The following is a 14631-nucleotide window of genomic DNA, read 5'->3' on the forward strand; positions in this document are numbered from 1 at the left end:
GGAAGGGGTACGGCGACCGCCGTACCCCTTCCGCGAGAAGCTGGTGCTTACAGCCCGTACTTCTCCCGGGCCTCCTTCACCGCCGTCGCCTTGACCTCGCCGTGCTTGGCGAGCTGGGCGAGCGCGGCGACGACGATCGACTGGGCGTCGACGCCGAAGTGGCGGCGGGCCGCCTCGCGGGTGTCGGAGAGGCCGAAGCCGTCCGCGCCCAGCGAGGACCAGTCCTGCTCCACCCACTGCGCGATCTGGTCCGGGACCTGGCGCATGTAGTCGGAGACGGCCAGCACCGGACCCTCGGCACCCTGCAGCGCCTGCCGTACGTACGGCACCCGCTCCTCGCCGCGCAGCAGGGCCGCGTCGGCGTCGAGCGCGTCGCGGCGCAGCTCGCCCCAGGAGGTGGCGGACCACACGTCGGCGGCCACGCCCCACTCCTCGGCGAGCAGCTTCTGCGCCTCCAGGGCCCAGTGGATCGCCGTGCCCGAGCCGAGCAGCTGGATGCGCGGGGCGTCGGCCGGGGCGGTCACGCCCGCGGACTCCGCCGTGTTGAAGCGGTACAGGCCCTTGACGATGCCCTCGTCGACGCCGGGGGCGGCCGGCTTGGCCGGCTGCGGCAGCGGCTCGTTGTAGACGGTGAGGTAGTAGAAGACGTTCTGGTCCTCGCCCGGCTTGGCCTCGCCGTACATCCGGCGCAGACCCTCGCGGACGACCACCGCGACCTCGTAGGCGAAGGCCGGGTCGTAGCTGAGCGCGGCCGGGTTGGTGGCCGCGATCACCGGGGAGTGGCCGTCGGCGTGCTGCAGGCCCTCGCCGGTCAGCGTCGTACGGCCCGCCGTGGCACCGACCAGGAAGCCGCGGCCGAGCTGGTCGCCGAGCTGCCACATCTGGTCGGCGGTGCGCTGCCAGCCGAACATCGAGTAGAAGATGTAGAACGGGATCATCGCCTCGCCGTGCGTCGCGTACGCGCTGGACGCGGCGATGAAGTCGGCCATCGAACCGGCCTCGGTGATCCCCTCGTTGAGGATCTGGCCGTTCTTGGCCTCCTTGTAGTACATCAGCTGGTCGCGGTCGACCGGCTCGTACGTCTGGCCCTTCGGCGAGTAGATGCCGAGGGAGGGGAAGAGGCTCTCCATGCCGAAGGTGCGCGCCTCGTCCGGGACGATCGGCACCCAGCGCTTACCGGTCTCCTTGTCGCGGACCAGGTCCTTGACCAGGCGGACGAACGCCATGGTGGTGGCGACGTTCTGGGAGCCGGAGCCCTTGTCGAAGGCGGCGAAGGCCTTGTCGGCGGGGGCGGGCAGCGGGGCCAGCGGGTGGACCCGGCGGGCCGGGGCCGGACCGCCGAGGGCCGCGCGGCGCTCCTGGAGGTAGCGGACCTCGGGGGAATCGGCGCCCGGGTGGCCGTAGGGGACGACGCCGTCGGTGAAGTCGCTGTCCTTGATCGGCAGGCCGAGCAGGTCGCGCATCGCCTTGAACTCGTCCACCGAGAGCTTCTTCATCTGGTGGTTGGCGTTCTTCGACGCGAAGCCGCTGCCGAGGGTGTGGCCCTTGACCGTCTGGGCCAGGATCACCGTCGGCGCGCCCTTGTGCTCGACGGCCGCCTTGTACGCGGCGTAGACCTTGCCGGCCTCGTGACCGCCGCGGGAGAGGTGGAAGCACTCGAGGATCTTGTCGTCGCTCAGCAGCTTCGCCATCTCCACCAGCGCCGGGTCGGCACCGAAGAAGTCCTGGCGGATGTAGGCGGCGTCGCGGGTCTGGTACGTCTGGACCTGCGCGTCCGGCACCTGGCGCAGCCGGCGTACCAGCGCGCCCGTGGTGTCGAGGGCGAACAGCTCGTCCCAGGCCGAGCCCCACAGCGACTTGACGACGTTCCAGCCGGCGCCGCGGAACTGGGCCTCCAGCTCCTGCACGATCTTGAAGTTGGCGCGGACGGGGCCGTCGAGACGCTGCAGGTTGCAGTTGATGACGAAGGTGAGGTTGTCCAGTTCCTCACGGGCGGCCAGCGCGAGCGCGGCCGTCGACTCGGGCTCGTCCATCTCGCCGTCGCCCAGGAAGGCCCAGACGTGGGAGGCGGAGACGTCCTTGATGCCGCGGTTCGTGAGGTACCGGTTGAAGCGCGCCTGGTAGATCGCGGAGAGCGGGCCGAGGCCCATCGACACCGTCGGGAACTCCCACAGCCAGGGCAGCCGGCGCGGGTGCGGGTACGAGGGCAGGCCGTTGCCGCCGGCCTCCTGGCGGAAGTTGTCGAGGTGCGCCTCGTTCAGCCGGCCGTCGAGGAAGGCGCGGGCGTAGATGCCGGGGGAGGCGTGGCCCTGGATGTAGAGCTGGTCGCCGGAGCCGTCCTGCTCCTTGCCCCGGAAGAAGTGGTTGAAGCCGGTCTCGTAGAGCCAGGCCGCGGAGGCGAAGGTGGCGATGTGGCCGCCGACGCCGTGCTTCGCGCCGCGGGTCACCATGGCGGCCGCGTTCCAGCGGTTCCAGGCGGTGATCCGGGCCTCCATCTCCGGGTCACCGGGCAGGCCCGGTTCCGCGGAGGTGGGGATGGTGTTGACGTAGTCCGTCTCGAGGAGCTTCGGCAGCGCGACGCCGCCCGCCTCGGCACGCTCCAGCGTGCGCCGCATCAGGTAGGCGGCGCGGTGCGGCCCGGCCTCCCTGGCCACGGCGTCCAGGGAGGCCTGCCATTCGGCGGTCTCCTCCGGGTCGCGGTCCGGGAGCTGGTCGAGCGCGCTCGGCTGGATGGCGTTGGGGTCGGTCATGTCGCCGCCTTCCTCAGTCGAAGGGGGTTCCCTCATCGTTAAGGGTTCGGGGTTGCCCTTGGTCTTTGGCAGGACAGGGCAGTGGCCCTCGGTGGAGGTCCGCCCGAGACTCTAACTCCGTGATCGATGATCGATCAAAGGGGTGAAGGGGAAAACTTCTCGATATCGAGAAAGTCGGCACGCGGTGCCTCGGGCGGGGGCACCGAGTGTCGTGGCCGGCGCGGGTTTTCGCAGGTGGGAAGGCGTTTGAGCGGGGGTGCGCTCGACTGCGTCAGGGACGCGGAGCGCAGCCCAGGACGTGGGCCTTCACCAGCTCGGCGATCCGGGGATCACGGCGCTTGAACGCCTGCACCAGCTCCTCGTGCTCCTCCGCGTAGCTCTGCTGGACCGTGCCCAGCCAGCGGATGGACAGCGCCGTGAACACCTCGATGCCCAGGCCCTCCCAGGTGTGCAGCAGCACCGAGTTGCCCGCCGCGCGGACCAGCTCCCGGTGGAAGCCGACCGTGTGGCGCACCTGGGCCGTGCCGTCGGCCTCGCGGTCGGCCTCGTACAGGGCCAGGACGTGCGGCTCCAGGGCCGAGCAGTCCCCGGCGAGGCGGTCGGCCGCCAGTTCCGCCGCGATGGCCTCCAGGCCGGCCCGGACGGGGTAGCTCTCCTCCAGGTCGGCGGCGGTGAGGCTGCGGACGCGCACGCCCTTGTTGGGGGCCGACTCGATCAGGCGAAGCGACTCCAGCTCGCGCAGGGCCTCCCGCACCGGCGTCTGACTGACCTCCAGCTCGGTGGCGATCCGCCGCTCCACGATGCGCTCGCCCGGCTGCCAGCGCCCGCTGACGATTCCCTCCACGATGTGCTCGCGGATCTGTTCGCGCAGCGAGTGGACGACGGGCGCGGTCATGGGGGCTCCTCCCAGGGGCTGACGTTTAGACAATACGGCGGGTTCGCGCCGCGGAGAGGGCGCGCGGGGTGCTTTGACGCAGGTGAGACGAGGCTTACACGGCGCGCACCCCGACAAACGCGAACACCCCGCCCGGAACGCTCCGGACGGGGTGCCGCACTGCCTGATCAGGGACGTCAGAGGCCGAGCTCGACCTCGAACTCGCCCGCCTCCAGGATCGCCTTGACCGCCGTCAGGTAGCGGGCGGCGTCGGCGCCGTCCACCAGACGGTGGTCGTAGGAGAGGGTCAGGTAGGTCATGTCGCGGACGCCGATGACCGTGCCCTCCTCGGTCTCGATGACGGCCGGACGCTTGACCGTGGCACCGATGCCGAGGATCGCGACCTGGTTCGGCGGCACGATGATCGTGTCGAAGAGCGCGCCGCGCGAGCCGGTGTTGCTGATGGTGAAGGTCGCACCGGACAGCTCGTCCGGGGTGATCTTGTTGGCGCGGACCTTGCCCGCCAGGTCGGCCGTGGCCTTGGCGATACCCGCGATGTTCAGGTCGCCGGCGCCCTTGATGACCGGGGTCATCAGGCCCTTCTCGGAGTCCACCGCGATACCGATGTTCTCGGCGTCGAAGTAGGTGATCGTGCCCTCGGCCTCGTTGATCCGGGCGTTGATGACCGGGTGGGCCTTGAGCGCCTGGGCGGCGGCCTTGACGAAGAACGGCATCGGGGAGAGCTTGACGCCCTCACGGGCGGCGAAGGAGTCCTTCGCCTTGCCGCGCAGCTTCATCAGACGGGTGACGTCGACCTCGACGACCGACGACAGCTGGGCCTGCTCGTGCAGGGCCTTGACCATGTTGTCGCCGATGACCTTGCGGATGCGGGGCATCTTGACGGTCTGGCCGCGCAGCGGGGAGACCTCGAGCGTCGGGGCCTTCTGCGCGGCGGCCGGGGCGGCGGCGGGGGCCGACGCGGAGGCGGCCTTCGCGGCCTCGGCGGCGGCGAGGACGTCCTGCTTGCGGATACGGCCGCCGACGCCGGTGCCCTTGACCTCGGCCAGGTCGACGCCGTTCTCGGCGGCGAGCTTGCGCACCAGCGGGGTCACGTACGCACCCTCGTCGGTCGCCTGGGTGGCGGTCGGCGCGGTCGGCGCGGCCGCCGGGGTGACCGGAGCCGGAGCCGGGGCGGCCGGCGCGGGGGCCGGAGCCGCGGGCTGGGCCGGAGCCGGAGCGGCAGCGGCCGGGGCCGCCGGGGCGGCGGGGGCCGGAGCCGGGGCGGCGGGAGCGGCCGGAGCCGGGGCGGCGGCGGGCGCCGGGGCGGCCGGAGCCGGAGCGGCGGCCGGGGCGGCACCCGGGGCGCCGATGACGGCGAGCTTGGCGCCGACCTCGGCGGTCTCGTCCTCGTTCACCACGATCTCGAGCAGCACGCCGGAGGTGGGCGCCGGGATCTCGGTGTCGACCTTGTCCGTGGAGACCTCGAGCAGCGGCTCGTCGGCCTCGACGGAGTCGCCGACCGACTTCAGCCAGCGGGTGACGGTGCCCTCGGTGACGGACTCACCGAGCGCGGGCAGGACCACGTCGGTGCCCTCGGCGCCACCGGCCGGAGCGGCGGTGGCGGCCGGGGCCTCGGGGGCCGGGGCGGGGGCCGGGGCCTCGGCCGCCGGAGCGGCGGGGGTCTCGGGGGCGGGGGCCTCGGCGGCGGCCGGGGCCGGAGCTGCCGCGGGGGCGCCGGAGCCGTCGTCGATGAGGGCCAGCTCGGCGCCGACCTCTACGGTCTCGTCCTCGGCGACCTTGATGGAGGCCAGCACGCCGGCGGCGGGCGAGGGGATCTCGGTGTCGACCTTGTCGGTCGAGACCTCGAGCAGCGGCTCGTCGGCCTCGACGCGCTCGCCCTCCGCCTTCAGCCAGCGGGTGACAGTGCCCTCGGTGACGCTCTCACCGAGCGCCGGAAGGGTTACGGAAACCGCCATGGTTTCGGTTGCTCCTTACGAATTGCGGAAAGTCTGTGTCGTCGCGCCCGTTGACCGAAGGCTCAGTCGTGGGAGTGCAGCGGCTTGCCGGCCAGCGCCAGGTGCGCCTCGCCGAGGGCCTCGTTCTGCGTCGGGTGGGCGTGGATGAGCTGGGCGACCTCGGCCGGCAGCGCCTCCCAGTTGTAGATCAGCTGGGCCTCGCCGACCTGCTCACCCATGCGGTCGCCGACCATGTGGACGCCGACCACGGCACCGTCCTTCACCTGGACGAGCTTGATCTCGCCCGCGGTGTTGAGGATCTTGCTCTTTCCGTTGCCCGCCAGGTTGTACTTCAGAGCGACGACCTTGTCCGCGCCGTAGATCTCCTTGGCCTTGGCCTCGGTGATACCGACGGAGGCGACCTCCGGGTGGCAGTACGTCACCCGCGGGACACCGTCGTAGTCGATCGGGACGGTCTTCAGACCGGCCAGACGCTCCGCCACCAGGATGCCCTCGGCGAAGCCGACGTGCGCGAGCTGGAGCGTCGGGACCAGGTCACCGACGGCGGAGATGGTCGGAACGTTGGTGCGCATGTACTCGTCGACCAGGACGTAGCCGCGGTCCATGGCGACGCCCTGCTCCTCGTAGCCCAGGCCCTGGGAGACCGGGCCGCGGCCGACGGCGACGAGCAGGACCTCGGCCTCGAACTCCTTGCCGTCGGCGAGTACGACCTTCACGCCGTCCTGGGTGTACTCGGCCTTCTGGAAGAAGGTGCCCAGGTTGAACTTGATGCCGCGCTTGCGGAAGGCGCGCTCGAGCAGCTTCGAGCTGTTCTCGTCCTCGACCGGGACGAGATGCTTCAGGCCCTCGACGACCGTGACGTCGGCGCCGAAGGACTTCCACGCCGAGGCGAACTCGACGCCGATGACACCGCCGCCCAGGATGATCGCGGACTTCGGCACGCGGTCCAGGACGAGGGCGTGGTCGGAGGAGATGATCCGGTCGCCGTCGATCTCCAGGCCCGGCAGCGACTTCGGCACGGAGCCGGTCGCCAGCAGGACGTGGCGGCCCTGGATCCGCTGACCGTTCACGTCGACGGAGGTGGGGGAGGACAGCCGGCCCTCACCCTCGATGTACGTCACCTTGCGGGAGGCGACGAGACCCTGCAGGCCCTTGTACAGGCCGGAGATGACGCCGTCCTTGTACTTGTGGACCCCGGCGATGTCGATGCCCTCGAAGGTGGCCTTGACGCCGAACTGCGCGCTCTCGCGGGCCTGGTCGGCGACCTCGCCCGCGTGCAGCAGAGCCTTGGTGGGGATGCAACCCCGGTGCAGGCAGGTGCCGCCGACCTTGTCCTTCTCGATCAGGGCGACGTCCAGGCCCAGCTGCGCCCCGCGCAGGGCCGCGGCGTAACCACCGCTACCACCGCCGAGGATCACTAGGTCGAAAACGGTGCTGGCGTCGTTCGCCACGTCACGTCCTCCATGCATGTGCGCCTTGCGCCGATCTCCGATGACCGGCGGGCGGCTGGTGTCCGGCCGCTTGATGCTTCGGCCCTGGGGGCCCTGTCCTGCCGGGCTCCATCTTTGCACTTGTTCGAGGCGGACGAGACGCGGGGCCTGAGTGTGAGACACCCCACGTACCCCTGCAAACGGAGGCGCGCAGGGGTTCGGGCGCGGGGACCGCGCGAACGGTCCCCACGCTCCCGCGGCCGCCCCGCGAGGGGGCGGCCTGGTCTACTGGGCGCTCATCAGCCCAGGTCACCCGCCGCGGTCAGCTCGGCGAGCCGCACCAGCGTGCGGACGGCGGAACCGGTGCCGCCCTTCGGGGTGTAGCCGAACGGGCCGCCCTCGTTGAACGCGGGACCCGCGATGTCGAGGTGTGCCCAGGTGATCCCCTCGCCCACGAACTCGCGCAGGAAGAGCCCGGCGACCAGTCCGCCGCCCATACGCTCACCCATGTTGGCGATGTCGGCGACGGACGAGTCCATGCCCTTGCGCAGGTGCTCGGGCAGCGGCATCTGCCACGCGGGTTCGCCGACCTCCTCGGCCGCCTCGTGCAGCGCGGAGCGGAACGCCTCGTCGTTGGCCATGATGCCGAACGTCCGGCTGCCCAGCGCCAGCACCATCGCGCCGGTCAGCGTGGCGACGTCCACGATCGCGTCCGGCGCCTCCTGCGAGGCCGCCCACAGCGCGTCGGCGAGCACCAGCCGGCCCTCGGCGTCGGTGTTGAGCACCTCGACCGTCTTGCCGCTGTACATGTGCAGCACGTCGCCGGGGCGGACGGCGGAACCCGAGGGCATGTTCTCGGCCAGCGCCAGCCAGCCGGTGACGTTGACCCGCAGGCCCAGCCGGGCGGCGGCGACGACCGCGGCGAACACGGCGGCGGCACCGCTCATGTCGCACTTCATCGTCTCGTTGTGGCCGGCCGGCTTCAGCGAGATGCCGCCCGAGTCGTAGGTGATGCCCTTGCCGACGAGGGCGAGGTGCTTGTCCGCCTTCGGGTGCGAGTAGGACAGCTTGACCAGCCGCGGGGTCGCCGCCGAGCCGCCGCCGACGCCCAGGATGCCGCCGTAGCCGCCCTTGACGAGGGCCTTCTCGTCGAGCACCTGGATCTTGAGGCCGTGCTCCTTGGCCGCGCCCTGCGCGACACCGGCGAACGCCTGCGGGGTGAGGTCGTTCGGCGGCATGTTGATCAGGTCGCGGGCGCGGTTCAGTTCCTCGGAGACCGCCACGGCACGCGCCACGGCACCCTTGTGGGCGGCGTCGCGCGGCTTGCCGCCGAGCACCACGGCCTCGGCCAGTGGGGCCTTGCCGTTCTTGGCCCGCGCGTCCTTGGCGCTCTCCTTGTACGTGTCGAAGGCGTACGCGCCGAGCAGCACGCCCTCGCCGATCGCGCCGATGGCACCGGAGTCGTCGACGGGCAGCGCGAACGCGGCCTTGCGGGCCCCGGTGAGGGCCCGGGCGGCGACGCCGGCGGCCTTGCGCAGGGCCTCGGCGTCGTACCCGGCGTCCTTCTCGGGCTCCGCGCCCAGGCCCACCGCCACCACGAGCGGCGCCTTGAAGCCGGCCGGGGCGGGCAGCTTCGTCAGCTCGCCCTCGGCACCAGAGGCACCGAGGGTCTCCAGGACGCCGGCCAGCTTGCCGTCGTAAGCCTTGTCCACGGCCTCGGCGCCCGGCGCGACGACGGGGCCCTTGGCGCCCTTGGCGACACCGATCACGATCGCGTCGGCCCGCAGGCCGGGCGCCGCGGCGGTGCTGAGAGTCAGAGCAGTCACGGTGGTGAGATCTCGCTTCCGATGTGAAGTTGCTGTGGCCGAAAAGGGGTGGGTCGACCGGGCCCGACAGCCGACCCTAGGCCCAGACCTGGAGTCAGGTGGCAACCGGGGCCTTCACCCTGTCGGCGAACACCCGGAACGAGACTACGCGCGTACGCCCGTTCCCTCAGCCCTGTGGGTGGTCCCCGGGCCATGCCTTCGGGTAATCCCTAGGCCATGCCTTCGGGTAATCCCTATCCCCGATATCCCCGGCGCGGAGGGCCACCGCGGCGACCGAGGTGCCGGCCAGACGGTCGGCGAGGGAGCGGCGGCCGGGGGAGAGCACCGGCAGCGCGTTCACCAGGAAGAGCGCCACGGCTGCCGCCCACACCAGCACGGACAGCGGGAACTGACCCTCGATCAGCAGCACGCAGGCCAGGGCGTACACGGCGACGTCGGCGGCGGTGGTGACGGCGGCCCGGCGCAGCGCCCGGCGGGACAGGCGCGGGGTGACCCGCAGGCCGAGCAGGCCCTTGCCGAGGGTGCGGCCGAGCAGCGCGAGGCAGGCCCACTGGTAGAGGAAGGCGGCGAGCACGAGCGCCCCGAAGGCCTCCTCGACGTCCAGCACCGCCTCGTTCCACAGCGAGAGGCCGACCGTCTCGGAGGCGTCGAGGACGTCACCGCGCGAGGTCAGCAGGTCGAAACCGCCGCGGGTGGCCAGCTCCGGCACGTCGGTGACGAGCGCGGTGATCCGGTGGAAGGTGAGCGCGGCCAGCAGCCAGGCCGCCGTCAGCACCAGCGCGAAGTCGACGAACCAGGCCAGGGCACGGCGAATGGTGAGCACGGATGATCCCCCCGATCGATCCTGTCCGTCCGTGTACGGGCGAAGAGACTAGCGACCGAAGGACAGCACCACGAGGGCGCTCGTCGCGGCCGTCTCCGCGAGGGCCCCGAACACGTCGCCGGTGACCCCGCCGAAGCGTCGGGTGCAGTGGCGCAGCAGAAGTTCGGCGGCCGCCAGGGAGAGCGGTACGGCCGCCGCGGCGCGCAGGACTCCGTACGGGCCGAGAGCCGCGCCCCAGGCGGCCGAGACGAGCGTGACGGCGGCCGCGACGGCCAGCGCGCCCGGCACCGGCACCACCCCGGCGACCGCCGCGCCCAGCCCCTCGGGCCGGGCGGCCGGCACCCCGGTGCGCGCGGCCAGGGTGAGCGCCAGCCTGGCCGTGACCGCCGAGGTCAGCGCGGCGGTGGCGCCCCGGGTCCAGGAGTCGCCGTAGAGCTGCGCCAGCGCGGCGACCTGGGCCAGCAGGACGAGCAGGAGGGTGATGACGCCGAACGGCCCGATGTCCGACCGCTTCATGATCCGCAGCGCGTCCTCGGCCGGCTTGCCGCTGCCCAGTCCGTCGGCGGTGTCGGCGAGCCCGTCGAGGTGCAGTCCACGGGTCAGCGCGGCCGGTACGGCCACCGAGGCCACGGCGGCGAGCAGCGGGCCGGCGCCCAGCAGGAGCAGCACCAGTCCGAGCCCGGCCGCGCCGACGCCGACGGCCAGTCCGGCCACGGGGGCGTTCAGCATGCCCCCGCGGGCGGCATCCCGGTCCCAGCGGTGCACCCGGACGGGCAGCACGGTGAGCGTGCCGAAGGCGAAGCGGAGGCCGTGGAGAGAGGGGGTCCTGGACACCGGCGCAGGGTACCGGGCGCCGGCCCGGCTCCCGGCGGGTGATCGGATGAACGGCACTGAGGGTTGGGGCAATTCCGGGTAATGTGCGCACATGGGGCACTGGTGGGAGCGGAACATCCTTGAGCCGGGCAAGCTCCCGCTGCTGCTCGCCCTCGCCGCCTTCATGCTGACCTTCGTCGTCACCCGGGTCATCACCCGGCTGATCCGGGCCGGCAAGGGCCCGTTCGGGAACGTCAAGGCGGGCGGGCTGCACATCCACCACGTGGTCCCGGGGGTGGTGCTCACCGTCGTCGGCGGGTTCGGCGCGGTCGCCAGCGACCGGCACGGCGCCGGCGGGGGTGTCGCGGCCGTGGTCTTCGGGATGGGCGCGGGGCTGGTCCTCGACGAGTTCGCGCTGATCCTGCACCTCGACGACGTCTACTGGACCGCGGAGGGCCGCAAGAGCGTCGAGGCGGTCGTCCTCACCGCCGCCCTGGTGGGCCTGCTGCTGGCCGGCTTCGTGCCGTTCGGCGTCAACGACCTGTCCGAACAGGAGCTGCAGGACCGGGGCAGCGTCATCGGCACCATCGCCATGAACTTCCTCTTCGCGCTGATCGCCCTGAGCAAGGGCAAGGCCCGCATCGCGGTCTTCGGCGCGGTCGTGCCGCTGGTCGCGCTCGTCGGCGCGATCCGCCTGGCCCGCCCAGGCTCCCTGTGGGCCCGGCGCTTCTACGGCCGCCGTCCCCGCGCCCGCGCCAAGGCCGCCCTGCGCGCCTACCGCCACGACCGCCGCTGGTCCGGCCCCCGCCGCGCCGTCCAGGACTGGATCGGCGGAAAGCCCGACCCCCGCCCGAGCCGCCTGCCGGGGCCCCACTGAGCGCTCCGCGCCGGGCGGGACGCGGCTCGGTGCCCGTCTTGGTGCTCGCCATCGGGCCGGGGACCGGTGCGGCGTCGAGGGCCTGGTGGGGCGGCCCGGCCCCTCCGCTCGGCCCGCCTTCCGAGCCGCCGCCCGAGCCGCGCCGGGCGTGCCGCTCCGGGCGTTCGGGGGCGGGCGTTCGGGGGCGCGGCGGCGCCGTTCGCCGCCCTGAGCCTCGCGCCCGGCCCGGCCCGGTTCGCCTGCCTGGCCGCCGCCGGGTACTCCGTGCGGAGCGGAGCGGGGTGGCGGCCGGTGGCCGTCGACGCGTTCGTCGTCGGGCTGGGGCCGGGTACGGCGTTCAGGGGCCGGGACGGACCGGGCTCGGTCCGCCTGCCGGGCCGTCGCTGGGCGCTTCGCGCGGGACGTGACGGTGTCTTGGTGGCATGGTGCGTTCGCCGCCGGTCGGGGATCGGTGTGCCGTTCAGGACTGGATCGAAGAGCCCGCCCGGTTTCGGCCGCGCCGGGCCACCTGAGCGTGCCCCGCAACCTCGGGGCCCGGTGCGGTGTTCAGGGACGGAGAGGGGGTGGGGTGGCGCTGGGCTCGGGAGGTGCGGCGGTGAGGGTGCGGTAGGTGTGGCGGTGGTGCAGGGCCGCGGCCAGGCAGAGGGTGCCGACGCCCATCAGGGCGGCCAGGTGCTCCTTGCCGGCCAGGTTCTCCTTCAGCAGCACCTCGACCACCATCGCCGTGGTCACCGCGCCCACCGTGACATGGGCGCCGTAGCGCCAGGCCACGTACACGGCGAGGCCGACCACGGCCGCCGAGGGGCCGGTGTCCACCACCAGGGCGTCCGAGGCGGGCAGACCGAACGCGGCGTGCGGGCCGAGGGCGATGCCGATGCGCGCGTACAGCGTCCCGGCCAGCGTGGCGACGTAGGCGACGGCCAGCGTGCGCCACCGGCCCAGGCAGAACTCGGCGACCCCGAACACGAACAGGATCTGCGCGAGCGCCCCCCACACGGGCAGGTCCAGCGCCGGCACGAACAGCGACAGCGGCGTGCGTAACAGCGCCTGCCACAGCGGGTCCTCCGCCCGTACCGCGCCCACGCCCTGCACGAACCGGTAACCCCACGGCTGGTTCTGCGCGTACTGCAGCAGCGCGGTCAGGCACACCGCCCCGACCGTCATCGGCGCCGCCCGCAGCCGCCGTTCGCGCAGCGGGTCGCGCACGGCGACGTACAGCGGCCCCCACTCGGCGCGGGCCCAGCGGGCGAGCCTCTCCATAAGGCGTTCCTCATCTGTGCGTCTCCAAGTGCCTGCGGTGCAGCCACTTCGGCAGTCCAGAGGCCGTGGGGCCTGTCGTCGGATTCCCGCCCGCCGCGCGGCGTCCGGCACGCACTCCCCGACGCTCGGCTTCGCTCGCGCGGGGGGACCCCCATGCCGCGTTGCCGAACCGCCCTCGTGGCGGAGCCACGCGGGCGCTCCGGCGCCTTGCGATCGCACGCACCAGACGCCGCGCGGCCCGCCCTCCGGGCGGACGACGGGAATCCGACGCCAGGCCCCCCAGGAACCCCTCCGCCCGCGCCGACGCGAGGCCGATGCGCAGCAGGTCCGCGCTCTTCTCGAAGAGCAGGAACCGCGGTTCCCAGATGGGCCGGTACTTGGCGTTGGCGCGGTACAGCGACTCGATCTGCCACCAGCGGGAGAAGAAGCTGAGCAGCGACCGCCACAGCCTCAGCACCGGACCGGCACCGAGGCGCGCGCCACGTTCGAAGACCGAGCGGAACATCGCGAAGTTCAGCGAGACCTGCGTGATCCCGATCTCCCCGGACCGCCGCAGCAGCTCGATGACCATGAACTCCATCAGCCCGTTGTCGGAGTCCCGGTCCCGCCGCATGAGGTCGAGGGACAGCCCGTGCGGCCCCCAGGGCACGAAGGAGAGCAGTGCCCGCAGCCTGCCCTCGGCGTCCGTGCACTCCAGCATCACGCACCGGCCGTCCTCGGGGTCCGCGAGCCGCCCCAGCGCCATGCTGAAGCCGCGCTCGGTGGCCCCGTCCCGCCAGTCGTCGGCACGCTCCACGAGGTACGCCATCTCCGCCGCCGGGATGTCCTCGTGCCGCCGGATCCGCACCCGGTACCCGGCCCGCCGCACCCGGTTGTACGCCTGCCGGACGGTCCGCATCGCCCGCCCCTCGAGGGTGAACTCGGCGACCTCCACGATCGCCTCGTCGCCGAGTTCCAGCGCGTCCAGGCCGTGCCGGGCGTAGACCGTCCCCGCCTCCTCGCTCGCCCCCATCACGGCCGGGATCCACCCGTGCGCCCGCGCCTCGGTCAGCCACGGCGCGATGGCCCCGGGCCACGCCTCCGGATCGCCGAGCGGATCGCCGGAGGCGAGGCTCACCCCGCCGACGACGCGATAGGCCACGGCCGCCTTCCCGGTCGGCGACCACACCACGCTCTTCTCCCGGCGCAGCGCGAAGTAGCCGAGCGAGTCCCGCTCCCCATGCCGCTCCAGCAGCGCCCGCAGCCGCTTCTCGTCGTCCTCGGTGAGCGGGTCCACGGCGCGCCGGGAGCGGAAGGCGGCGTAGAAGACGGCCAGGACGAGCACCGTGCTGAGCACGTTGACGGCCACGTTGGCCCAGTTGGGCGGGTCGATCCCGGGGAAGCGGCTCTCGTCGGCGGCCACCGAGATCAGCCGCAGCGTGCCGTAGTACCAGCGCTCCAGGAAGGTCGAACGGGCCGCGTCCGGCGCCTGGTTGGTGACCGTGACCAGCACTCCGGCCAGCAGCGAGGCGAGCAGACCGCCGCCCACCGCCACGGTCGCGGCCAGCCGCGGGTTCGACCGGTCACCCTTGGCGTAGAACTCCCGCCGGCCGGCCAGCAGCGCCCCGGTGAAGACGGCCGTGAGCGCCAGGGAGATCCAGTTCTGCGCGTACTGCCGGATCTCCGGGAACGCCATGGCGAAGGCGAACAGGACCAGGAACGACCCGCTCAGCACCAGGTTCAGGATCCAGGCGGCCCGTTTGCGCCGCCGCATGGTGATCGCCAGGAACGTGGTGAACACGCCCGAGGCGAAGCCGGCGGTGAGCAGATACGGCGTGAAGAAGTTCTCCTGGTTGTGCCGGCGCACGTCCTGCCCCAGCGAAACCCACACCGCGCTCAGGAAGTTGACGAAGGCGACGGCCCGCAGGTACCAGACGGCGAACGCGGCGGCCCGTGGGGAGGCACCGCCGGACCGCCGCCCCGACTCGGCCTGCTGCTCTACGGCATTTCGGGCATCTCCCAT

10 protein-coding genes are annotated in these 14631 nt (G+C 72.7%); 1 reads left to right on the forward strand and 9 read right to left on the reverse strand.

The window, feature by feature from the left end; translation table 11 throughout:
* Positions 1–47: 47 nt before the first annotated feature.
* The 7 genes from aceE to ACFVVO_RS30060 form a co-directional block, all read right to left on the reverse strand.
* On the reverse strand, positions 48–2750 hold the full coding sequence (gene aceE / locus ACFVVO_RS30030; RefSeq protein ID WP_390059046.1) for a pyruvate dehydrogenase (acetyl-transferring), homodimeric type: 2703 nt from the start codon (positions 2748–2750) through the stop codon (positions 48–50).
* 271 nt (positions 2751–3021) lie between these two features.
* Positions 3022–3645, reverse strand: a complete 624-nt coding sequence (locus tag ACFVVO_RS30035) for a GntR family transcriptional regulator (protein ID WP_390059048.1) — start codon at positions 3643–3645, stop codon at positions 3022–3024.
* 176 nt (positions 3646–3821) lie between these two features.
* Positions 3822–5600: a 2-oxoglutarate dehydrogenase, E2 component, dihydrolipoamide succinyltransferase gene (sucB, locus tag ACFVVO_RS30040; RefSeq protein ID WP_390059050.1), complete on the reverse strand. Its 1779-nt coding sequence runs from the start codon at positions 5598–5600 to the stop codon at positions 3822–3824.
* Between the two features lie 62 nt (positions 5601–5662).
* Positions 5663–7051, reverse strand: a complete 1389-nt coding sequence (lpdA, locus tag ACFVVO_RS30045) for a dihydrolipoyl dehydrogenase (protein ID WP_390059051.1) — start codon at positions 7049–7051, stop codon at positions 5663–5665.
* 278 nt (positions 7052–7329) lie between these two features.
* Positions 7330–8856 (reverse strand): leucyl aminopeptidase, encoded by a 1527-nt coding sequence (locus tag ACFVVO_RS30050; protein ID WP_390059052.1) that lies wholly within the window; start codon positions 8854–8856, stop codon positions 7330–7332.
* Between the two features lie 166 nt (positions 8857–9022).
* Positions 9023–9679 (reverse strand): RDD family protein, encoded by a 657-nt coding sequence (locus ACFVVO_RS30055; RefSeq protein WP_390059054.1) that lies wholly within the window; start codon positions 9677–9679, stop codon positions 9023–9025.
* A gap of 48 nt (positions 9680–9727) precedes the next feature.
* Positions 9728–10513: an adenosylcobinamide-GDP ribazoletransferase gene (locus ACFVVO_RS30060; RefSeq protein ID WP_390059056.1), complete on the reverse strand. Its 786-nt coding sequence runs from the start codon at positions 10511–10513 to the stop codon at positions 9728–9730.
* Positions 10514–10604: 91 nt separating this feature from the next.
* Here ACFVVO_RS30060 and ACFVVO_RS30065 point away from each other — a divergent pair, with 91 nt between their 5' ends.
* Positions 10605–11369, forward strand: coding sequence for a hypothetical protein (locus ACFVVO_RS30065; protein WP_390059057.1), 765 nt, complete (start codon positions 10605–10607; stop codon positions 11367–11369).
* Between the two features lie 546 nt (positions 11370–11915).
* Here ACFVVO_RS30065 and ACFVVO_RS30070 read toward each other — a convergent pair.
* Complete coding sequence (locus ACFVVO_RS30070) at positions 11916–12629, reverse strand: hypothetical protein (protein WP_390059059.1); 714 nt, start codon at positions 12627–12629, stop codon at positions 11916–11918.
* A gap of 10 nt (positions 12630–12639) precedes the next feature.
* On the reverse strand, positions 12640–14631 hold the full coding sequence (locus tag ACFVVO_RS30075; RefSeq protein WP_390059060.1) for a phosphatidylglycerol lysyltransferase domain-containing protein: 1992 nt from the start codon (positions 14629–14631) through the stop codon (positions 12640–12642).

Origin of the sequence: Streptomyces sp. NPDC058145 (assembly GCF_042884245.1) — a bacterium.
Classification (GTDB): domain Bacteria; phylum Actinomycetota; class Actinomycetes; order Streptomycetales; family Streptomycetaceae; genus Streptomyces.

What these genes read in the sequence shown, in the direction of transcription:
- aceE (WP_390059046.1), bottom strand. Translation starts at nt 2,750, where the DNA reads ATGACCGACCCCAACGCCATCCAGCCGAGCGCGCTCGACCAGCTCCCG.
- ACFVVO_RS30035 (WP_390059048.1), bottom strand. Translation starts at nt 3,645, where the DNA reads ATGACCGCGCCCGTCGTCCACTCGCTGCGCGAACAGATCCGCGAGCAC.
- sucB (WP_390059050.1), bottom strand. Translation starts at nt 5,600, where the DNA reads ATGGCGGTTTCCGTAACCCTTCCGGCGCTCGGTGAGAGCGTCACCGAG.
- ACFVVO_RS30065 (WP_390059057.1), top strand. Translation starts at nt 10,605, where the DNA reads ATGGGGCACTGGTGGGAGCGGAACATCCTTGAGCCGGGCAAGCTCCCG.
- ACFVVO_RS30070 (WP_390059059.1), bottom strand. Translation starts at nt 12,629, where the DNA reads ATGGAGAGGCTCGCCCGCTGGGCCCGCGCCGAGTGGGGGCCGCTGTAC.
- ACFVVO_RS30075 (WP_390059060.1), bottom strand. Translation starts at nt 14,631, where the DNA reads ATGGGAGATGCCCGAAATGCCGTAGAGCAGCAGGCCGAGTCGGGGCGG.